Genomic DNA, 21496 nt, shown 5'->3' with positions numbered 1-21496 from the left:
TTCAAGTCAATCCGGGAATTCCCTATATTCCGTCAGGAGTTGTCATCCCCATTGGCAGCCGCCAGTACCTGTTCGGCGTATTTATCGGCGCCAGAAGGCAGCGGCGCTGACGATGATTTGATCCAGGCGACGATATCGTTCCATAGAATCGGGGCCTGCCGGTCACGCAGCAGCATGTGATAACCGTTTTCATAAAAGGCGACCCTTTTTCGCTGCTGACGGGTTTGCAGAAAATCCTGCAGAAAGCGGTAAGTAGGCTGTTTTGGCACAATCTCGTCTTTATCGCCATACAGAACCAGCGTATCGGCTTCTATCTGCTTGGCGCTGTGCAATGCTATGTCCATCAGGTCGGCCAGGCCGGACATCGCTTCCACACGCGTGGCCTTGATGACCATTGGATCGCGGCTCAGCGCTCTGAGCATCTCGATATTGTCGGACGGCGTGACTTTGACGACGCCTTTGCCGGTCAATGTCAGCCAGGGCATGGTATGCGATAACGCCCATAATAGCGTCTGCTGATACCAGGGCATCGTTTCCCGTCCCCAGACAGCCGGCGCGGCCAGAATCAACCCATCCACGGGCGTTTTCAGGGAGCGCGCCATGGTCGCGATGATGACGGCCCCGCCCATGCTTTCGCCCAATAAGTAAACCGGCAGCCCTGGATGTTTGTTCCGGATCAGCCGCACGAATAAGTCCAGATCCTGCACATAGGCATCGACGCCGCTCCATAAGCCCCGATGCGGGCTGCCGCCGAAGCCGCGCTGGTCATAGGCGTAACTGATAATGCCCTGTTGCCGGAAAAAATCGCCGGGCTGCTGCAGAAAATGACTGTAGTCGTTGAAGCCATGCAGCGCTATCAGCACCGCCGACGCCTTGCTATGCTCGGGCAGCCATTGCCTGAGCGGTAATTCAATGCCATCGGACGTTACATAGCGGTTTTCCAGTATTTGTCCGCCATTGAGGACATAGGGGCCGGGTTTGTAAATCCTGGGAGTACAGCCTGAAAGAAAGGGGCAGGTTGAAAGTAGCGTCAGCATCAACATAGACAAGCTGAGCGTTGAAGGGAAAATAAGGCGTTTTAGCATGCGGAAGATTTACTACGTTGTTTTTGTTACTGCGTTTTTAAAAATCAATGGGATCGTTCTATAGAGGGTTAACCGGGGCACAAGTTGCAATAGAGACTCAGACAAGATGACGACAATATTAGGAGTACTTTTAAATACAGAAACTTGCAACATAAATTAAATGTTGAATATTTTTTCCCGTGCCGCAACGATTGCCGATTCAACGGATGTAAGAGCGCTTCGCTGCCTTGCCCCTGCTCAGCCATAAAAACGGAATAAGCCGGTTAATGAAGGGGCGCTTCCTGTCCAGGCATCGTCTGAGTCTTTTGTATCGGCAAATACAAAACGCTTCCATTCACTCCGGACACCCACCATGCTCTTTCAATGCTAGACTATGCACCTGTTGAAACTGAGCTCTGTATGTCACTGACCTCTTTATCAAATTATTTTATCGCCCGCAATCACTCAGCGCCATGCCCTTAACATCGTTTCATCCCGTTATCGCCCAATGGTTCAAAGCGCATTTCAATGCGCCCTCGGACGTGCAACGTCAGGCATGGCCGACCATACGCGCCGGCAATTCCACGCTTATCGCGGCGCCTACCGGATCGGGCAAGACGCTGGCGGCGTTTCTGGCCGCCATCGACCAGCTGGTGCAGCAGGGGCTGGAATCGCCGCTGCCCGATGAAACGCGCATTCTCTACATTTCCCCGCTGAAGGCGTTATCGAATGATATCCACAAGAATCTGGAAGAACCGCTGAGCGGCATCCGCGAGGGCCTGGCCGCCGCTGGCCTGCCCGACGTGCTGATCCGCGCGCAGACGCGCACCGGCGACACTTCGCCGGCCGAGCGCCACGCCATGAAGCGCTGGCCGCCGCACATCCTGGTCACGACGCCGGAATCGCTGTATATCCTGCTCACGTCGGATTCGGGGCGCGCCATACTCAGCACCGTGCGCAGCGTTATCGTCGATGAGATTCACGCGCTGGCCGGCAGCAAGCGCGGCGCGCATCTGGTGCTGTCGCTGGAGCGTCTGGCGCAGCTGACCAAAACGCCGCCCGTGCGCATCGGCCTGTCGGCCACGCAGAAACCCATCGAAACGATAGCGCGCTATCTGACCGGCACGACAGCAACCGATTGCACGATTATCGATACGGGCCACGTGCGCCGGCGCGACTTGCAGATCGAAGTCACCGGCTCGCCGCTGGAAGCGGTCATGGCAGCCGAAGTCTGGGGCGAGATCTATGACCGGCTGGAGGAGTTGATCGGACAGCACCGCACGACGCTGATCTTTGTCAACACGCGGCGTCTGGCCGAGCGCGCGGCCGCGGCCCTGGCCGAACGGCTGGGCGATCAGTACGTCACGGCGCACCACGGCAGCCTCGCCAAGGAACACCGGCTGTCGGCCGAACAGCGCCTGAAACAGGGCTCGCTGAAAGCGCTGGTCGCGACCGCATCGCTGGAGCTTGGCATCGATATCGGTGATGTCGACCTGGTCTGCCAGCTCGGCTCGCCGCATGCGATCTCGACGTTCCTACAGCGGGTCGGGCGCTCCGGCCACCGGCTCGGCGCCGTGCCGAAAGGCCGCCTGTTTCCGCTGTCGCGCGACGATCTGGTCGAATGCACGGCCATGCTGGCTGCGATTCAGCGCGATGAACTGGACCGCATCCTGATACCCGATGCGCCGCTGGACGTGCTGGCGCAGCAGATTGTGGCCGAAGTCGCCTGCCGCGAATGGCAGGAAACCGAGCTGTTCAAAGCCTTCGCTGCTGCCTGGCATTACCGCGAGCTGAGCTACGAGCCGTTTCTCGACGTCGTCAAAATGCTCAGCGACGGCTTCCACACGCAGCGCGGCCGGCGCAGCGCCTACCTGCACCGCGATGCCGTCAATGGCCTGCTGCGGCCGCGCAAGGGCGCCAAGCTGACCGCGCTGATGAATGGCGGCGCCATTCCCGACCAGTTCGACTACGATGTGATCATGCAGCCGGAAGGAAGGCCTGTTCGTCGGCACCCTGAACGAGGATTTCGCGTTTGAAAGCCTGCCCGGCGATATTTTCCAGCTCGGCAACAACTCCTACCGCATGCTCAAAATCGAGCAGGGCCGCGTGTTTGTCGAGGATGCGCACGGCCAGCCGCCCAATATTCCGTTCTGGTTCGGCGAAGCGCCGGGCCGCAGTGACGAACTGTCGCAGGCCGTATCGGACCTGCGCGCGACGCTGGACGCCAAACTCGAACTCGGGCAGGAAGCGGCCTACCGTTATCTGGCCGACGAACTGCAACTGCCTGCCGCCGCGGCCGAGCAGCTGCTGCTGTATCTGGCCGCCGCCAAGGCAGCGCTGACCGTATTGCCGACGCAGCAGCGCATCGTGTTCGAGCGTTTCTTCGATGAAACCGGCGACATGCATTTCGTCGTGCATTCGCCGTACGGTTCGCGCATCAACCGGGCTTGGGGACTGTCGCTGCGCAAACGCTTTTGCCGACGCTTCAACTTCGAATTGCAGGCCGCGGCCAGCGAAGACAATATCGTACTGTCGCTGGGGCCGACACACAGTTTTCTATTGGAAGAGCCTGCGCAGTATCTGAAAGCCGCGACCGTCAGAGACATACTGGTTCAGGCGCTGCTGGCCGCGCCGATGTTTCCGACGCGCTGGCGCTGGGTTGCCAACACTGCCCTGGCCGTGCCGCGCAACCGCGCCGGCAAGAAAGTCCCGGCCTATTTCCAGCGCAACAACGCCGAGGACCTGATCGCGGTGATCTTTCCCGATCAGCTCGCCTGTTTTGAAAATATCGCCGGCGACCGCGAAGTGCCCGACCATCCGCTGGTCAACCAGACCTTGTCCGATTGCCTGCATGAGCTGATGGATATCGGCGGCCTGGAGCGCCTGCTGGCCGGCATCGAACAAGGTACGGTCGGCATCGTTGCGCGCGAACTGGCCAGCCCTTCGCCGCTGGCGCTGGAAATCCTGAACGCGCGGCCCTATGCGTTTCTTGACGATGCGCCCGCCGAAGAACGACGCACGCTGGCCGTACAGCAGCGCCGTTTCATGGACCCGCAAACGGCTGCCGAAACCGGCCATCTGAATCCCGAAGCGATCGCGCGCGTGCGCATGGAAGCCTGGCCCGAGGCGCAAACGCCAGACGAACTGCATGATGCGCTGGTGGTGCTGGGTTTTCTGACCGAAGCCGAAGGCAAACGCGGTTCGCTGGCAGCGCAGCAGGATTATTGGCCCGAGCTGCTGGAAACGCTGACAAAAGCCAGACGCGCAACGGTCATGACTATAGCCGATGATGCGCACCTATGGGTCGCGGCCGAACGGTTGAAAGCGCTGCAATGGGTTTTCCCCGATGCCAGGATCGATCCGGCAATCCGGCCTGTGGATTCGAACGAGGCCGCAGACCGGGAAAGCGCGCTTGTCGAAATCCTGAGCAGCCGGATGGAAGGGTTGGGGCCGGTTACGGCTGCGCAGCTGGCCACCTCGATGCGGCTCAACACATCTGAAATTGAACTTGCCCTGCTCGCCCTACAACAGGAAGGCGGCATCATCCAGGGCAAGTTCACGCCGGGCACCGAAACCACAGAATGGTGCGAGCGCGGCTTGCTGGCCCGCATCCACCGTTACACGCTGAAGCAGCTGCGCAACGAGATCGAACCTGTCGCGCCGGCTGACTTCATGCGTTTTCTGTTCCGTTGGCAGGGGCTGGACGATCCCGGCACCGGCGAAACCGCGCTGCAACAGCGTTTATTGCAGCTGGAAGGTTTAAGCCTGCCGGCAGCCAGCTGGGAAGCCGATATTCTGCCGGTCCGCATCAGACCTTATGCAGCGTCCGATCTCGATAAACTCTGCAGTGCCGGCAAAATCAGCTGGTTGCGCCTGCACCTGCCGGTCGGAACCCCGAAGCGCAAGAGCCCGGCCGGCAAGACCACGGCCTTCAGTTTCATTGCTCGCTCGCACCTGCAGCACTGGCGCGCCTATTCGTCATTACCCGATATTGAAACGCTGGAATTGTCGGGTAAAGCTCAGAAAGTCCATGATGCGTTAAAACAATGGGGCGCCAGTTTCTTCGAAGAACTGCTCAGCGAAACCGACCTGCTGAAGTCGCAACTGGAAGAAGCGCTGGCTGAACTGAGCGCCTGGGGCCTGATCACGGCCGACAGTTTTCAGGGCCTGCGCACGCTGATCACGGAGCAGAAAACCCAGCACCGGCTCAGCCAGCGCTATTCATTCTACGATCCGTTTGCGGAGGCCGGCCGCTGGTCACTGATCCGCCGGCATACAATAGCCGAAACGGAGCGCCATCAGCATTGCGAGCATATTGCCCAGGTTTTGCTGCGCCGTTATGGCGTCGTGTTCCGGAAAGTGCTGGAACAGGAAAACAACCTGCCGAGCTGGCGGGAACTGCTGTATGTGTTCCGGCGCATGGAAGCGCGCGGCGAACTGCGCGGCGGGCGCTTCGTGCAGGGCTTTGCCGGCGAGCAGTATGCGCTGCCAGAGGCGGTCAGCGTTCTGCGCGAGATCCGCAAGCAAGCGAAACGCGGCGATCTGATCGCCATCAGCGCCGCCGACCCGTTGAATCTGACCGGCATCATCACGCCCGGAGTGCGCTTGCCGGCGCAGGCCGGCCGGCGCATTCTGTACCGTGACGGCGTCCCGATAGCCATCGGCGCTCAGGGAAAAATCAATTTTCTGGCAGACATCGAGCCGCAAGACCAATGGCAGCTCAAGAATGCGTTATTGCGCCGGCGCTAGAAGACATAAAAAAGCCATCGCCGATATGCCAGCGATGGCTTTTTGTTTAACAAGGCACCGGATTTTAACCCGGCGCTTCCCGGTTACACCGTTACTGTTGCTTCGTCAGCTTGCGCAGGTGTTCGAGAATGAATTTCCGTTTGGCGATCAGCGTATAGCTCAACAGACCCAACAGGATACCGTTGAACAGTCTGCCAATGGCCGAACCTTCTTCAACAGCCGGCGCGGAGGCTGCAGCTGCTTGTTTAGCAGGCGCTGCTGTTGTTTGTGCAGGAGCGGCTTTTTGATCGGTGACGCCTTTCACTTCAGGCAAGCCCAAGCTACGCCATGCATCATAGTCCTGCCAGATTGGATAGTTCTTCTGCCAGAAACCTTTGGTGAAGTAAGGCGCAAGGCTCATGCCATGCGATTTGGGAATGCCTTTCTCATCAAGAAAGTCTTTATAGACCACCAGGCTGATATCGCCGCCCTCGCCCGTGCCATTGGTTGTAAAGGACTTCTCGACGTGGTCGTGGAACATCCAGATGCCCTGGCCGAAACTATGCAAGCCGTCATCGACGCCGCTCAGCTCCAGGTCAATCCGCTGAGCCGGAACCATGCCGTGCACGTCACGCGTAATATACGAATCGGGGCCGTTATCGACGCCGTCATAATGCGTGATGGTCGGTTTGTGCCCGTGAATGTGCATGGCAAATGCTTCGGTATGGCCATTTAAAATGCGCAGTTTGACTTTCTTGTCCTGCTCCATTTCGATCAACGATTCCCTTAGTGTGTAAGGGAATGAACGGCCGTTCAGCATGAAGTAGTCGTCGGTCGCGTCGGTCACGTCGTAATCGACGTTCAGATGTTTCGCGATCAGGCGCGGATCATTGGCTGACCGGGCGACAATTTCATGCAGTTCCTTGTCTGCAGACTGATAATGTAGGTCGTATTCCCGGGAATATTTTTCCAGGACTGCCACAGAGGGATGACGAACCTGGCCGTTGCCAACGTTGAAAGTTTGCACCCAGTTGTTCGGGCGGTTTTCCTCAATAATAAACATCCCCTGCAAGCCCATAGGAATATGCGTATGGGGCTGGACATGGCAGTGATAATACATGGTGCCAGGCTGGCGCGGCTTAATCACATAAGTTTTGGTTTCTCCAGGCATCGTATCCATGTTGCTGGTCTGGCCTACACCGTCGTTGCCATGGCCGCTATGATCCATGAAAGGGTGATCGATGCCGTGCAGGTGGATGGAATGCGGCAGATAATGGGTGTTTTCCAGCACCAGCCAGATGACGTCATCCTGTTCGACGCGGATAGCAGGAGACGGCGCACGCAGCAGCGGATTGGCCTGGGGTTCGTACAAGCTCAGGGTCGACATATCGCGTGTTTTAGGTGCGAAAACCCAGAAAGTCGGTTTTATGCCCGGTGCTATGTCAAACTGGGTAGTCAATTCAGTGCTGTCAGGCGAATGACCGTTCAACTCGATAACTTCGAGTTTGATAACAATCTTGTCAGGGTCGCCGTCGCCATCCATATCGTCGGACATGGTGATAGCGTCGGCAGCCAGTTGGGTTTCCATTAATGTTTGCATGGAAACGCCGTTCGTGCCTTTAACAAAAGCGGCGATATCGGCAGGGTTGTCAGGGTTGCATAACCGCGACTCCTGTATCGTTACCCCATCAATAACCTGTTCCTGGCGCCATTCTTTTGGCGTGAAGTCAGAACATACCTCTTCCACCTCTCCCATTTCAACTTTGGCCGAAGGTGGTAAATCATTAGCTGCCTGTATCCAGGGAGGCATAAGGAGCATCGCTGTGCCCCAACTAATGGTAAGAAGTTTTTTACGCATAGGATGACCTCGGAAAATTACACTTATAAAATAACTAGCCGCTATATAAAACGGAAAGAATACTAAAGCAACTATTTTAAACGAATATGGCGCAAAATTCTTTCTTAACGCCCGAATAAAATAAAAATGGCAATGGTTTCAGGATTTTGTGATGGGTGTATGAATGACGATCAAACCATTGAGGTGTAATCTGATAACTGCATAGTGGGCTTTAGAGGACAGACTATTTATTCTCTATTAATGATTGATTACCCGCTTGGCCGGCATCAAACCGACGTTGCAACTTCTCTCTCATCCTTAATAAACATTCGCTACTTTACACAAGACATCTGGTCAGTGCCTGTCGCATCGTATTGACAGAGACTTCGACTCTGACAGTTAAAAACAGTTCCCACTCAACACCTAATTCAATAAAAGAAGCTTACCAGCCCGTCAAGAAATTAACCACTATAATTTTAAGGTTATTTTTATCCTGATCGGCTCTGTTTTTCTGCTTTTTTATCTAAAAAAGGGCGAATTTATCTGTTTTTAGTCGTGCAACTCAATCGGAGTCCTGGTTTCTATGAACCGATAAGATCAACTGAAAGGTGAAAAAATACGATATTAAGTTTTCAGACTTTAATACCACATGCCGCCTATTCGCCAGCGCGGCCTGCGTTGAACTCTCTGCACATGCAGAGGAATGGTAAGCAGTCTGGATTCATCGGAAGCATCATTGGATGGGTTTTTGCTTATTTTGAAATGAGACTTTAGCTCTCTCATTCGTTCCTCAGTCGCGGGATGCGCTCTCAGCAGGGACGGTTCAGGTGTTCCGTGTCCAGCCAGGAACAACCATTCGAATAAGCCTGCACCGTAGTATTCCATCTTGAATAATGCGCTTACCAATCCGTCAGGATCGCCTGTCAGATATACCGCATGCGTATCCGCCTCAAACTCGCGCGTTCTCGGCAGCGCAAGTTGCAAAAGACTATTGATAATCGGAGCAAAAAGCATCATTACAATCACTGACCAAGGCACTATGGCGCCGTCCAGAAAAAACATCGGCAGGTTGATCAGCAGCAATAATTGGCCAAACGTAGACAACAAACTGGTCATTCGGCTGAGCATGTCGGCGATGCTCAGCACCTGATTGTCATTGTTGCCGATATGAGCGATTTCGTGAGCCAGGATGCCGATGAGTTCGCGCCGGCTCAACGTACGCAGCAGGCCGTCAGTCAGGACGATGCAGGATTTGTCGTGATTGCCTACGCTAAAAGCATTCATGGTACGGCTGGGCACATAATACAGTTGCGGCACGGCTCCAAGCTTGGCATGCGCCGCCAATTCCGAGACCAGCTGTTGTAAACCGGGAATCTCATCATGAACGATCGGCCGCGCCCTGTACAGTTTAAGGATAATTCCCGGCATAAATTTGATGCCGATGAGCAACAGAACTGCGCCAACAGTCGCCGCCCATTTCAATCCTTCCATACCCCATAACAAATAACTGACAAGGGAGATCAGGAACTGCATTGTGACGTATAAAATCAACGACTGAAAAAAATTGCTCAGGCGGTGATGATTGAGCTGTTTTTGCTCCCAGATTGCTTGCGTATTCACTGTTTCATCTCGCTTTTAAGTAGGTCTGTAATTTCTTCTCTGTTAACAACTTCTTTTTCTTGCAGTAGATTCGCCAGTTTGTCCAATACCTCTCTGTTGGTTGTAATCACTCCGCGGGCACGCGTTTCAGCTTCTTCGATCAGCGCCATGACCTCGGTATCGATAATTCGAGCGGTCTCATCACTGAAGTTGCGGACTTCGGGTGTTTCTGCCTCCAAAAACTGCAGTTGCTGCCGTTTGCCGTAGGTCAACGGTCCCAGTTTTTTGCTCATGCCCAGACTGCAGACCATGTTGCGGGCAATCTCGCTGGCCCTTTCCAGGTCATTCTGGGCGCCGGTCGAGATGTTGCCAAAGATGAATTCTTCTGCGACGTGTCCGCCCATCAGAATAGCTAACTGATCCTTGAGCTCATCTTCGGTGGACAGAAACTTTTCCTCGACGGGTAATTGCAGCGTAAAGCCAAGGGCCGATACACCGCGGGGGATAATGGAAATTTTATGCACCGGCTGTCCGGTCGGCACATGCTCGGCGACCATCGCATGCCCCGCTTCGTGGTAGGCGACCCGGCGCTTTTCGTCGGGGCTGAGGGCGCGGTTTTTCTTTTCAGGTCCGGCCAGTATGCGATCTATAGCCGCTTCGAAATCTTCCATTTCAACTTTGTTATGGCCGACCCGGGTCGCTATGATCGCCGCTTCATTGGCAATATTGGCAAGGTCGGCGCCGACCAGCCCCGGCGTGCGTTTGGCGATGATCTCGATATTGATGTCATCAGCCAGAACCATATTTCGGGTGTGCAGCTTCAGAATTTCGATGCGGTCCTGCAAATCCGGTTTATCGACAATGATCTGGCGATCGAAGCGTCCGGCGCGCAGCAGCGCCTTATCCAGAATTTCGGGCCGGTTTGTTGCCGCCATGACGACCACGCCCACCGAAGTATCAAAACCGTCCATTTCGGTCAGCAACTGGTTCAAGGTTTGTTCACGCTCGTCATGGCCGCCTATCATGACAGGCCCGCTGCGCGACCGGCCGATGGCGTCGAGCTCGTCGATAAAGATCATGCAGGGGGCTTTGTTGCGTGCCTGCTCGAAAAGATCGCGAACCCGGGCTGCGCCCACTCCGACAAACAATTCAATGAATTCCGAACCGCTGATATTAAAGAAAGGCACGCCCGCTTCCCCGGAGACCGCCCGTGCCAGCAGCGTTTTACCGGTGCCGGGCGGGCCGACCAGCAATATGCCTTTGGGCATGCGCCCGCCCAGTCTTTGTATTTTTTCCGGCGATTTCAAAAACTCGATGGATTCCTTCAGTTCCTGTTTGGCATTGTCGGCGCCGGCCACATCGTCAAAGGTGATCTTGGGCAGCGTATCCTGATGAATACGGATTTTATTGCCCAGATTCAGGAATTCCCTTTGTCCGCCGGTGGTGCGGCGAATAATCCAGGACCAGATAAAAACGAATATTAAAATCGGGATGACCCAGTTGAACAAAATATTGGTCAACCAGTTCTCTCCGCTTCTGACTACATATTCGACGTTGTTTTGCTCCAGCAAATTAGCCAGATCATCCTGTAATAGCGGAATGGTCATGAAAGGCCTGGACGGCTCGCGCGGATCGTCCGATTTAATCACGCCGGTAATATAGCGGTCGGTAACAACAGCCTTTTCAACCTTTTTTTCTTTTACGTACTTCAGAAACTGGCTATAAGGGATTTCATCCCGCTGAATTTCCTGGATGCTGTTAAACAAAGACAATAACACTATGAAAAACAGCGCCAGGTAAATGATTCTTCGCTGTTTGGAGTCGGGCGTTTTTTCGTCGATGGGTTTATGAAGCTCAACCTCCGGCTTTTCCTTGGAGAGTGAGCTGGAACCGGCCATTAGCAAATCCTTCAAATAGTTGTATAACTTATTCAATAGATTTTTAATGCTGTTTACCGGCTTATCCATTGTACAGTTCCTTCAACCTAAACGTTGTATTAGAAGCGGCACAGTTTTAATGTGGGACGGCCTTGGCCGCCAATCGATAGATACTTGCCTGTCCATGAATCTGAAGCATGTCAACAAATCCGCTCCCGTATCCGAAAAGCCCTTTTGGCGATAGAGAAAAAATAACTTTCAATCGTCCAGGGAACTCTATTAATTTGGTTATACAACGGCTTATCCCCATCAAAGAGCAGTCACACCTTAATCAGGCATATTTTACATAGCAATCTGGCTGCGCTGCCTCCTCCGCAAACTCGTTCGCGTTTGTGGATTCAAGCACGGCAATAACCTCCTCACAGCTGATCGTATCTTTATCAGAGTCGATAATGTAATTGGCCAGCTTGGAAATTGCTTTCCAGTTTTCATAGTCGTTTATGAAGTCAAAGGCGACATTAAACAACTCGTCCAGTTTTTCATCCTGCCGTTGTTTACTGGGGGAGTAACTTTGTAAATATTCATAGACCGATGCGATATCAGAACGTCCGCCATAATTCTTCAATGCGTTTAAATTGACCAGACGATGATTGAATAGCTCATTATCGGCATCAGCAATGTATTTGGCTTCGGCAAGAGGACCAATAAGCAGATTAACGATGTCTGCCTCGAAAGCCGTGACATAATCCTTCACTGCCTGAGCCATGTCGTCATGTCCAGCCAATTTATCCAGAAACTCATCCATGGAATAAGGCAATGATTGAATTAACCGTCCGCCTTCCACTCTGGCAATACAATCATCATGGGCGATGTGATAAACGTTTTTAGGGCCTTCCGAAACCGCTCCTATATCCTTGAATAAAATCTGAAAGAAAACCGGAGGCAGACTCTGGGCCTTGTTGTTCAGATAAATTGCCGCTGCATGCCCGGCTTCATGGAAAGCGACGCATTGCTTGTGTTCTGTGAGTTTATTGTCAAAACTGGGAACGTCAATTATTTTGTTTCGCTTCATATTGAATACCATGTTTAGGAGATTCCGTGTGTTCATGCATCACTTAATGTGTTTGGTAAAAAGACTAAGGAAGTAAAAAACTCCGTTTCAAAAAGCTACTCCGCATCCTGAAACCAGTAGAAACATTGATTTTTAATTTCCTCTTCGGATTCAAGCCAGTCTTCGAGTTCGTGTCCTGCTGCAAAACCTCTTTTTTCGGCTTTGGAATAAGCGCGTTCTGCCACCATTTCCTGAAACGTATCAGGGTTGATAGCTGTCTTGGGCATGTGTTGCATGGTTTTGCAATCATCTTTCATCTTTCTTCCTAAAGTGCGAAGAAATATTCATTGGAGTCTATTCTATGAACAGACGGAGTTGGCAACAATCCGTACAATTACCTAGCAATTGCCTAATTAATCAAACATTTAGAATCAGTTGCAAAAATAAATAACGTTGTTTAATTTTTTAAAATGTATCAATTTCACAACATCATTTTGCAAAGAAATTTGCGTCTGGCAAAGCAGGAGGATAATAAAAATGGCCTTGCCCCATATCGCAATCCAACTCTGCCAGCAGCTTTTGCTGGGCTTCCGATTCAATACCCGGAGCAATAACTTTTAAATCCAAACTGTGCCCCAAGGCTATCATGGAGCGTATGATGTCTTCGTAGTTGGAATTACGCAACATTTCAGATATGAATGAACTGTCAATTTTCAGCTTTTTTACCGGTATACGCTTTAAATTGATGAGTGAAAAATAGCCTTTGCCAAAATTAGCGATGGTCAAATCTACCCCCGCCTCGGCCAATCCATTTAAAGCCTTGATGATCGGTTCGACATTGTCCATAAAACTGTTCTCGCTAATTTCCAGTTCCAGACAATGAGGTGAAAGCCCGTGCGTGCGCAGTATGCGTTCAACGGTAGCCACAAAATCGGAACGCAGCAATTGAGCCGCCGACACATTCACCACTATTTTGTTCATCGGCGCGCCTTCATCCAGCCAATGCCTCATCTGTTTACAAGCCGTTTCTATCATCCATTCGCCCATAGCCAGGATGAAGCCGCTCTCTTCGGCTATGGAAATGAAGCGTGCAGGATTTATCAAGCCCATAGTCGGATGCTGCCAGTGCACTAACGATTCGATAGCGACAATGTTTCCGGCCGTAAGACAGATTTGCGGCTGGTAATATAAAACCAGCTCATTTCTATCTATCGACTGTTTTAAATCGCTTTCCATAGCCATTTTTTCAAAAGCCTGCGTCGTTAACTCCGGGTTATAGTATTGGAAGTTATTGCGCCCTTCTTTTTTGGCGCGATACATAGCGGCATCGGCATTCTTGATTAAACTGTCAGTGTCGTCCCCATCTCGTGGAAACAAACTGATGCCTACGCTGGTGGTTATTTGCAAGCGGTGACCTTTGACTTCAACCGGGTCGTTAAATGTTTCAATCAGTTTTCTAGCCAATCTGGCGGGGCTTTTCGCGTCCAAAAAGTCTTCCATAAGCACGATAAACTCATCACCGGCATAACGTGACACGGTATCTTCCTTTCTGACCAGATTCTTGATCCGCCTTGCCACTTCCTTTAACAAACCGTCGCCGACGGCATGCCCATAGGTATCGTTGATGATCTTGAAGCGGTCAAGGTCAAGAAACAGCACAGCCACCAGCGAGCCTTCCCGCCGCGCATTTTGCAGGGAATGATTGATGCGATCCTTTAATAACATCCGGTTGGGCAGTTGAGTCAGCGGATCATGATAAGCCAGAAATCCGAGACGATTCTGAGCCTTTTTAAGATGGGTAATATCCATAACCACATACACATAATGCGTTGTCTTACCCTGCGCATCCTTGACCTGATTGATGGTTGTCCAGCAAGGGAAATCGTCGCTGTTTTTACGCCGATGCCACATTTCGCCCTGCCAACTGTGCCTATTTTTTCTGCTTTTGTGGAGCTCATCATTGATTTTTATGGCATTTTTTTTGGATTGCAGAAAATCGGCTTTCCTGCCGAAAACCTCCTGCCGGGAAAAACCGGTTAGAATCGTAAAAGCAGGGTTGATTGAAATGATGTTGTTGTCCTGATCGGCGACAATGATGCCTTCACCCGTATTATTGACGATAACCGATGCCAGATTTAACTCCTCCTCGGCCAATTTACGCTGAGTGATATCGTTCAAAGTCATGAAAACCTGATGGGGTTGTCGCTCTCCCGGGCGGAATTCCGGCATGGAACTGGTCATCACCCATGTATGATCTTGTCGGGCGTGATTTAAAAAACCCATAACGACATTTTCCACCGGTTTTCCGGTGCGTAAAGCCAGCATGGCCGGATGCTGCTCATGAGGAAGAATCGAACCGTCTTCTCTGACAATCCTGGCGCAGGTCTCGGTCAATGCGCGCCCCATCATGTCATCCGACTGCAAGCCCAGAATTTGCTCTGCCGCCTGATTGGCAGAGATGATTGTCCCAGTATTATTTAGATATACAACGCCCGTATCCATATTTTCCAGTAAATTCCGATACCTGGTTTCGCTCACTCTTAAGGCCTCAGCGGCCAGATTGCGATTCACCAAGCTCTGCATAAACAGAAAAAATGAATTAACATTCTGCGATTCGTCCTTAAATAAATTGAACATAGCCCATTTACTCCTTCATCACTTCGCACGATAAAGGCGTCATTGCATCAGGATGTTTCAAACATTCCTGGTAACTTGTATAGCGATATTTATGCTGGATCAACATAGTGATTTTCCCACTTGGGTCCCAATCTTCAACTTTGAAGAGATTTACTCAAGCCTTTGAATAAATCTCTTCACGCCTGCCTTACAACATAGATGGCTGGAATTCTTTGCCAGATCGTAATGAAGGGAAAACAGTCAAATCTAACTTAATCTTTAATGTTGTTATTTGATAATGACTTGATTTACTCTTACGGCCGCCATGATTCTCCGGATGTTCCGGTTGATGCCTTGCCGGATAATTCGCCCAATTGACATTCGATCATCTACAGAATTTCACTTAATTTATTTTTGCCTGTCTTGGCGAACTTTTTTCTTGGATTTGGTTTTTGTGGATTTGTAATACTCGAACTCATCATCCATAAATCTCTTTTCCTTTAACTCAATATCAACCTCGTCAATTTCGTAATGCCAATCAAAACTTTTCTGTTGCTTAAGTGCATTAATATTAGCCGACATTTTATACTCGCTATTTCATCTGAATTTTCAACAACCATTTAAATCTGAAAATCTATCTATTTGGATAAATTATGTATAAAAATCCTAAAGAGATACTCAATTTGAAAGCAGTCCTGCAAAGCTAAACTTAAAACTATTTAAATGGTCTTATATTTATAAAAGAAAGAGCTTGATTAAAACATTCGTATATTCACCTAAGTGTTTTTACGCATATATAGCCATTGGGAAATGTAGTAATTTTCTTACACGTAGACGAAATTGAGATTCTGTTTCGAGAAAATGGGTCCGCAATTGTTGAAGAACGCTCATTCTGGAAAATTCGTAGATTAACTCGACTGCCGCTTTGCTGAGGTCACTGGTTCTGATGCTTCCTTAATTACTCATATTTATTGATACTGCGCACCCTCTCTCAAACAGGGCATCAAAGCTCTTGATAGAGCGCTTGTTTTTAAGGTTAATCGGGTGTTAAGCTGAAATCCTTCACCAAAAACATGAAGAAATGAAACAAGAATCCAAAATAATTCAGCAAGGTAGCAAATTAGAGGACCTATTCTGTGAAGTCAGGCAACAGCAAAGTAGAGCCAAAAGTCACATCTAGATCAAGTGTTCATGATGTACAGCATAAAAAGCATTTAGTAAGCTCTCTATTACCTGTAGTCGGCATTGGAGCGTCAGCCGGCGGCTTGCAAGCATTAGAAGCATTCTGTTCCAATCTGCCGTTGCACAACGGTTTTGCTTTCATCGTAGTATCTCACCAACAGCCCAGACACATTAGCCTGCTACCTGATTTACTGGCTGGATTTACCAAAATTCCTGTGATTGCTGCCGAAGACGGTATGCCATTGAAAAAAGATCATATATTCGTATGTCCTCCCGGGAAAAATCTCGCCGTATTCCATCGTCGAATTTATCTTATGGACAGAACCGATCATGAGACAATGCGTATGCCTATAAACTTCTTTTTTCATTCCCTGGCGGAAGATGTAAAAGAAATGAGTGTCGGCATTATTCTTTCAGGTACCGGTACCGATGGCACTTTGGGGCTAAAAGCCATCAAAAGCGCATCTGGCATGGCCATGGTTCAAGATCCTGCAACTGCAAAATTTGACGGCATGCCCAAGAGTGCGATAGCAAGGGGCGATGTCGACTTTGTATTGCCCGTTGAAAAAATGGGACAACAACTGCTTCAATATTTTGATGCACCTTGCTTCAACAATTTTCAAACGCTGGAACCGGCGGAAATGTTAGCTGCCACCGAACCTTTACAAAAAATTTTTATCCTGTTGCGCAACCGCACCGGCCATGACTTGTCTGCCTATAAGCCTACCACGGTCAACCGCCGCATAAGCCGGCGCATGAATATCCATCATATTCAGACCATGAACGCTTACGTGCAGTTTCTGCAGGAGAACCCTGTTGAAATAGATAAACTGTTTAAGGAACTGTTGATCAACGTCACTAATTTTTTCAGAGACGAACCCGCATTCGCGGCATTAAAAAATATTGCCCTGCCGAAACTATTTGAAAATAAACCCGACAATTACGAAATGCGCGTATGGGTTCCGGGATGCTCCACCGGCGAGGAGGCCTACTCGCTTGCCATTCTGTTTAAAGAATATAATGAAACACATGGCAAAACTTACAGCTTTCAGATCTTTGCCACCGACCTGGACGAGTCATCCATCATTCAGGCACGGGAAGGCCTTTATCCAAGCGGCATTGAAACCGATGTTTTGCCGGATCGCCTGACCCGCTACTTTGAACGGGAAGACAGCCAGTATCGTATCGCCAAGGAAATTCGCGATACCGTGATATTTGCCACGCAGAATCTGCTTCAGGATCCGCCATTCACCCGCATCGACTTGATCAGTTGCCGTAATCTGCTTATTTATCTGGACGGCGAACTGCAAAAAAAGATTTTTCCGCATTTCCACTACACTCTGAAGCCAGGCGGCCTCCTGTTTCTTGGCACATCCGAGTCGATCGGCAATTTTGATCATCTGTTCTCAGTTGTTGACAAAAAGAGCAAGATCTATCAGCGAAAAGATATCCAGGCCGGTTTGCCGACATCCAAACCCCGTCTGTTGCCGACAAGCGCCAAAAACGCACCATCAATGGAACATAAATCACACAAACTCGATTCCCAGCCCGGCCAGATCGCCCGGCAAATTGAGAAGTTATTGCTGGAGCGCTATGCCCCGGTCTGCATTATCATCGACGAACACGGCAGAATTATTTACATTCATGGCCATACAGGAAATTATCTGGAACCTGCGCAAGGCCAGCCCAACTGGAATATCATCGAAATGGCCAGAGAGGGCTTGCGCGTGCCATTAGCAACATCGCTGCGTAAAGTCCAAAAAAAGGGCGATATGGAAATCATCAATAGTGGAATCAGGGTCAAAACCAATAACGGTTTTGAAACGATCGACCTGAAGCTGGTAAGGCTCCTGGAGCCAGAAGCACTACAGGATCTGTTCCTGGTCAGTTTTCATCCGCATCATAAAGATGCCGGCTCACAAACTGGCGAGCCAGCTGTCTTCCCGATCCTGATCAATAAAAACGATAAGGAGCAGCTCGCTCATGAACTGCTTTCTACTAAAAAATCACTGCGCGCAACTATCGAGGAACTGGAAACATCGAACGAAGAACTCAAGTCCACGAACGAAGAACTGCAATCGGCCAATGAAGAGCTGCAAAGCTCCAACGAAGAACTGGAAACTTCCAAGGAAGAAATGCAGTCTTTGAATGAGGAATTAAATACCATCAACAGCGAGCTTCAAACAAAGGTCGATGCCTTATCGAAGATCAATGACGATATGCAAAATCTTTTGAACAGCACGAATATTGCAACCATCTTCCTCGACAATAACCTCAAAATAAGACGCTTCACCAAATCGGCCATCAATATTGTCCATCTGATCAACAGCGATATAGGGCGGCCGCTCGGCGACCTAGCGTCAAGTCTTAAATATGCCCACCTGATAGATGATGCCAAAGCGGTGTTGCAAACACTGATTTACAAGGATGCAGAAGTGCAGTCCACAAACGGTGCGTGGTATCTGTTGCGCATCCTGCCGTATCGAACCGCGGAAAACATGATCGACGGGCTGGTTATTACGTTTATCGACATCGACAGACTGAAGAAAGCCGAACAGGCGGCTTTGGACGCCAGTATGGCCAGCGCGATTGTCAATACCGTATCCAACCCGCTGCTGGTGCTCGATGAAAATCTCAGCATCATTACCGCCAATCCTGCGTTTCATAAGGCTTTCAATCCGTCCCATGAAGACCTGACAGGACAATCTTTTTTCACTATCAATAGGTCGGCCTGGGATTCGGATCAATTACGCGGCCATTTATACGAAACATTAAACAGCAATACGCCTTTCGATGCGTTTAACTATACGTGTGAATGCCCTGTCATAGGAAAAAAACATCTAACCCTCAATGGCCGCTTGCTTCAGCAGTCATCGACCAATGCCAGACGCATTCTGTTAGCCATTGAAGATGTCGAACGGGATAACCCATGAATACAATCGTCCTAATTTCTCCGGCGCATAGGCAAAAATTGCGCACTATAAATCCGGCGAGCGCCTGCCCCAACCGCAGGCGTTCACTTTTTCACTTATCCGCTGGAATAAATCGCCATGTTTAATTCATTCGACGGGAATATCGATTACGAAATTCTCCAGACAGATGCGGAGAACCTGCTTGTCCAGTATCGCGAGAATCTCCGCAATCGGGCGGAAACGATGCTTAACAAATCCGGAACCGACATTACGCGCATGTCCAGCCAGGAAATTCAAAAGCTACTGTTCGAATTTCAGGTCCACCAGATAGAGCTTGAGCTCCAGAATGAGGAGTTGAACAGAACGCATCAGGAGCTGCTCGCCTCACGCGACCTGTATGCCAACTTATACAACCTTTCTCCGGTTGGCTATCTGACCCTCAATAAAGACGGCGTTATCCTGCAGGCCAATCTGACTGCGACGCGTCTATTGAATCATCCCATTGAGGAGCTGATCAACAGGAAACTGGCGCAATATATCGATGCCAGCGATCAGGACCCGTACTATTTATTCCTGCGCAGGCTGGCAACGGAACGCACTCATCAGTCATTGGATGTCCGGCTCAAGAGTGACGGCAGCGAGATCACTCATGTGGAATGTCAGGGTAAAATCAATGACATCAATAATAATGACAGCGAAATCTGGCTGACTTTAAACAACATTACGGAGCGCAAACGCGCTGAAGAAACCATAGCCAATCTCAATAAGAAATTGGCTCAAAAGGTGCTCAAGCAAGATTGCGATTTGTCGCTGAGCAATCAGAACCTAACCCAACTGGTTGAAGAGCTCAAGCATTCCAAGCAGCAGATACTGGAACGCGAGGCTAAACTTAATTCCATCTTCAATGCGTCTGTAGAAGGCATCATCACCTGCGATATGTCCTGCAAGATCATTTCCGCGAATGCGGCGGTAGAAACCATTTTTGGCTATACGGAAGCAGAACTGATCGGTTGCAGCATCAACAAACTCATGCCCTTATCGCAGGATAAATGCTCTCATCGTGAGCGAAAGAGCTATCGGCAAGAAGCCGATATGCCCAAAGTGCTGGGCCGCATTCGCGAGGTTGAGGGCATGCGCAAAGACGGCTCTGCAGTGCCGCTGGATATATCCATCGCTGAATTTACGCTCGACGGCCAGAATTATTTCACCAGCATTGTCCGTGACGTCACCCAGCGCAAGATGCAGGAATTGCAGCAGAAAGAGCATCTGGAAGCGCTTTCCCATGTCATGCGCCTCGGCCTGATGGGGGAACTGGCATCGGGCATCGCTCATGAAGTCAACCAGCCGCTGACAGCGATCGTCAATTACGCGCAGGCCTGTCTGCGTTTCATTCAGGCTGATCAACCCGATCTGGCAAAACTCAGATCAATTCTGGAAAAAACCCATGACCAGGCGCTGAAAGCCGGACAGATCATCCATCACATGCGGGACTTTGTCAGGTCCAAAAAAATACATCGGTCGACCGCCGACATCAATGCGCTGATCGAAAATGCGGTCAGCCTGTCAATAACAGATTTAAAACAATACAATATCCAGCTGTCTTTCAACCTGGCCGATAATCTGCCGAGTATTTATGTCGATAGCGTTCAAATTGAACAGGTCATTCTAAATCTTGTCAGAAACAGCATCGATGCGTTGAAAGACGTGGCACATAACAAACAACGAAAGCTCTTCATTCAGACACTTTTGAATGATGAGAATTTTATCGAAGTAAAGGTCAAAGACAACGGCCACGGACTCGGCGAGTCCAGCCAAAAGAAAATATTAACGCCTTTTTATACGACCAAATCGTCCGGCATGGGAATGGGATTGTCCATCAGCCAATCTATAGTCAAATCCCATGACGGTTCATTGCATTTCGCCAGCAAGGCAGGAAAAGGCAGTACTTTTTATTTCACTATACCTGTACGGAGGAAATCTAATGACGCATAACAAGCCGACGACTCCTATAGTCTATATAGTTGATGATGAATTCGCCGTGCGTGATTCGCTGACGATATTGATCGAATCAACTGGACAGCCTGTGATGAGTTTCGAATCGGCCGAATCCTTTCTGGACCACTATGATCCTGAACAGCCAAGCTGCCTGCTTCTGGACGTTAGAATGCCGTCCATGAGCGGGCTGGATCTTCAGGAAGAGCTCATCAGAAGAAGCATAGATATTCCCATTATCTTCATCAGCGGCCATGCGGATGTGCCCGATTCGGCCAAAGCATTCAGAGCCGGAGCCGTCGATTTTCTGGAAAAACCGTTCAATGAAGAAATATTGCTGAGCCGCATTGAAGAAGCCCTGAGCAAAGATGCTCAAGTTAGAGAGCAACTCAGAGAGAAAAACAAGATACTCGAGCGTCTCAGTCATTTAACAACACGCGAGAGAGAAGTACTGAACCTGATAGTCAGGAGCCATTCCAACAAAGAAGCCGCTAGAATACTCGATATCAGCAACCGCACCATTGACGTACACAGAGCCCATATCATGGAAAAAATGCAGGCCGAAAATCTGGCCGAATTGATGGTTGGACGAAGCCGCTAACGCGGAGAAAAAGCCCCAGTGCCCGATTATTTATAGA

Annotated in this window: 13 protein-coding genes; 5 read left to right on the top strand and 8 right to left on the bottom strand. The window is 50.2% G+C overall.

The genetic code is table 11. From position 1 onward, the window contains the following. Positions 1–32: 32 nt before the first annotated feature. Positions 33–1085 carry an alpha/beta hydrolase gene (locus IT781_RS13690; protein ID WP_228779148.1) on the bottom strand — a complete coding sequence of 351 codons (1053 nt, stop codon included), beginning with the start codon at positions 1083–1085 and terminating at the stop codon, positions 33–35. A gap of 452 nt (positions 1086–1537) precedes the next feature. Between IT781_RS13690 and IT781_RS22400 the strand changes: the two genes are divergently transcribed. Next, positions 1538–3100, top strand: coding sequence for a DEAD/DEAH box helicase (locus tag IT781_RS22400; protein WP_228779147.1), 1563 nt, complete (start codon positions 1538–1540; stop codon positions 3098–3100). 46 nt (positions 3101–3146) lie between these two features. Continuing rightward, positions 3147–5813 carry a hypothetical protein gene (locus IT781_RS22395; protein WP_228779146.1) on the top strand — a complete coding sequence of 889 codons (2667 nt, stop codon included), beginning with the start codon at positions 3147–3149 and terminating at the stop codon, positions 5811–5813. A gap of 91 nt (positions 5814–5904) precedes the next feature. Here the strand turns inward: IT781_RS22395 and IT781_RS13680 are convergent, their stop codons facing one another. From IT781_RS13680 to IT781_RS13650, 7 genes are all read right to left on the bottom strand, one after another. Further along, on the bottom strand, positions 5905–7650 hold the full coding sequence (locus IT781_RS13680; RefSeq protein WP_194970727.1) for a multicopper oxidase domain-containing protein: 1746 nt from the start codon (positions 7648–7650) through the stop codon (positions 5905–5907). A gap of 618 nt (positions 7651–8268) precedes the next feature. After that, positions 8269–9249, bottom strand: coding sequence for a zinc metalloprotease HtpX (locus IT781_RS13675; RefSeq protein ID WP_194970726.1), 981 nt, complete (start codon positions 9247–9249; stop codon positions 8269–8271). Beyond that, on the bottom strand, positions 9246–11195 hold the full coding sequence (gene ftsH / locus IT781_RS13670) for an ATP-dependent zinc metalloprotease FtsH (RefSeq protein WP_194970725.1): 1950 nt from the start codon (positions 11193–11195) through the stop codon (positions 9246–9248). Before ftsH ends, IT781_RS13675 begins: the two co-directional genes overlap by 4 nt. Positions 11196–11436: 241 nt before the next feature. Next, positions 11437–12177, bottom strand: a complete 741-nt coding sequence (locus IT781_RS13665; RefSeq protein WP_194970724.1) for a hypothetical protein — start codon at positions 12175–12177, stop codon at positions 11437–11439. A gap of 95 nt (positions 12178–12272) precedes the next feature. Further along, positions 12273–12473 (bottom strand): DUF2934 domain-containing protein, encoded by a 201-nt coding sequence (locus IT781_RS13660; protein WP_194970723.1) that lies wholly within the window; start codon positions 12471–12473, stop codon positions 12273–12275. Positions 12474–12645: 172 nt separating this feature from the next. Beyond that, positions 12646–14793, bottom strand: coding sequence for an EAL domain-containing protein (locus IT781_RS13655; protein ID WP_194970722.1), 2148 nt, complete (start codon positions 14791–14793; stop codon positions 12646–12648). A 387-nt stretch (positions 14794–15180) separates the two neighbouring features. Continuing rightward, positions 15181–15354, bottom strand: a complete 174-nt coding sequence (locus IT781_RS13650; RefSeq protein ID WP_194970721.1) for a hypothetical protein — start codon at positions 15352–15354, stop codon at positions 15181–15183. 554 nt (positions 15355–15908) lie between these two features. Between IT781_RS13650 and IT781_RS13645 the strand changes: the two genes are divergently transcribed. The 3 genes from IT781_RS13645 to IT781_RS13635 all read left to right on the top strand — a co-directional run bounded on the left by IT781_RS13645 (position 15909) and on the right by IT781_RS13635 (position 21459). Further along, complete coding sequence (locus tag IT781_RS13645) at positions 15909–18887, top strand: CheR family methyltransferase (RefSeq protein ID WP_370527001.1); 2979 nt, start codon at positions 15909–15911, stop codon at positions 18885–18887. A gap of 117 nt (positions 18888–19004) precedes the next feature. Further along, positions 19005–20858, top strand: a complete 1854-nt coding sequence (locus IT781_RS13640; protein WP_194970719.1) for a PAS domain S-box protein — start codon at positions 19005–19007, stop codon at positions 20856–20858. Continuing rightward, a complete protein-coding gene (locus IT781_RS13635; RefSeq protein ID WP_194970718.1) occupies positions 20848–21459 on the top strand; it encodes a response regulator transcription factor in 612 nt (203 codons plus the stop codon). Before IT781_RS13640 ends, IT781_RS13635 begins: the two co-directional genes overlap by 11 nt. Positions 21460–21496 lie beyond the last annotated feature (37 nt).

Origin of the sequence: Methylobacter sp. BlB1 (genome assembly GCF_015476545.1) — a bacterium.
GTDB lineage: Bacteria > Pseudomonadota > Gammaproteobacteria > Methylococcales > Methylomonadaceae > Methylobacter.
The sequence above is the reverse complement of the archived record's forward strand: the minus strand, read 5'-3'. Positions and strand labels throughout refer to the sequence as shown.

What these genes read in the sequence shown, in the direction of transcription:
- IT781_RS13655 (WP_194970722.1), bottom strand. Translation starts at nt 14,793, where the DNA reads ATGTTCAATTTATTTAAGGACGAATCGCAGAATGTTAATTCATTTTTT.
- IT781_RS13640 (WP_194970719.1), top strand. Translation starts at nt 19,005, where the DNA reads ATGTTTAATTCATTCGACGGGAATATCGATTACGAAATTCTCCAGACA.
- IT781_RS13680 (WP_194970727.1), bottom strand. Translation starts at nt 7,650, where the DNA reads ATGCGTAAAAAACTTCTTACCATTAGTTGGGGCACAGCGATGCTCCTT.
- IT781_RS22400 (WP_228779147.1), top strand. Translation starts at nt 1,538, where the DNA reads ATGCCCTTAACATCGTTTCATCCCGTTATCGCCCAATGGTTCAAAGCG.
- ftsH (WP_194970725.1), bottom strand. Translation starts at nt 11,195, where the DNA reads ATGGATAAGCCGGTAAACAGCATTAAAAATCTATTGAATAAGTTATAC.
- IT781_RS13665 (WP_194970724.1), bottom strand. Translation starts at nt 12,177, where the DNA reads ATGAAGCGAAACAAAATAATTGACGTTCCCAGTTTTGACAATAAACTC.
- IT781_RS13660 (WP_194970723.1), bottom strand. Translation starts at nt 12,473, where the DNA reads ATGAAAGATGATTGCAAAACCATGCAACACATGCCCAAGACAGCTATC.
- IT781_RS13690 (WP_228779148.1), bottom strand. Translation starts at nt 1,085, where the DNA reads ATGCTAAAACGCCTTATTTTCCCTTCAACGCTCAGCTTGTCTATGTTG.
- IT781_RS13635 (WP_194970718.1), top strand. Translation starts at nt 20,848, where the DNA reads ATGACGCATAACAAGCCGACGACTCCTATAGTCTATATAGTTGATGAT.
- IT781_RS22395 (WP_228779146.1), top strand. Translation starts at nt 3,147, where the DNA reads ATGCTCAAAATCGAGCAGGGCCGCGTGTTTGTCGAGGATGCGCACGGC.
- IT781_RS13650 (WP_194970721.1), bottom strand. Translation starts at nt 15,354, where the DNA reads ATGTCGGCTAATATTAATGCACTTAAGCAACAGAAAAGTTTTGATTGG.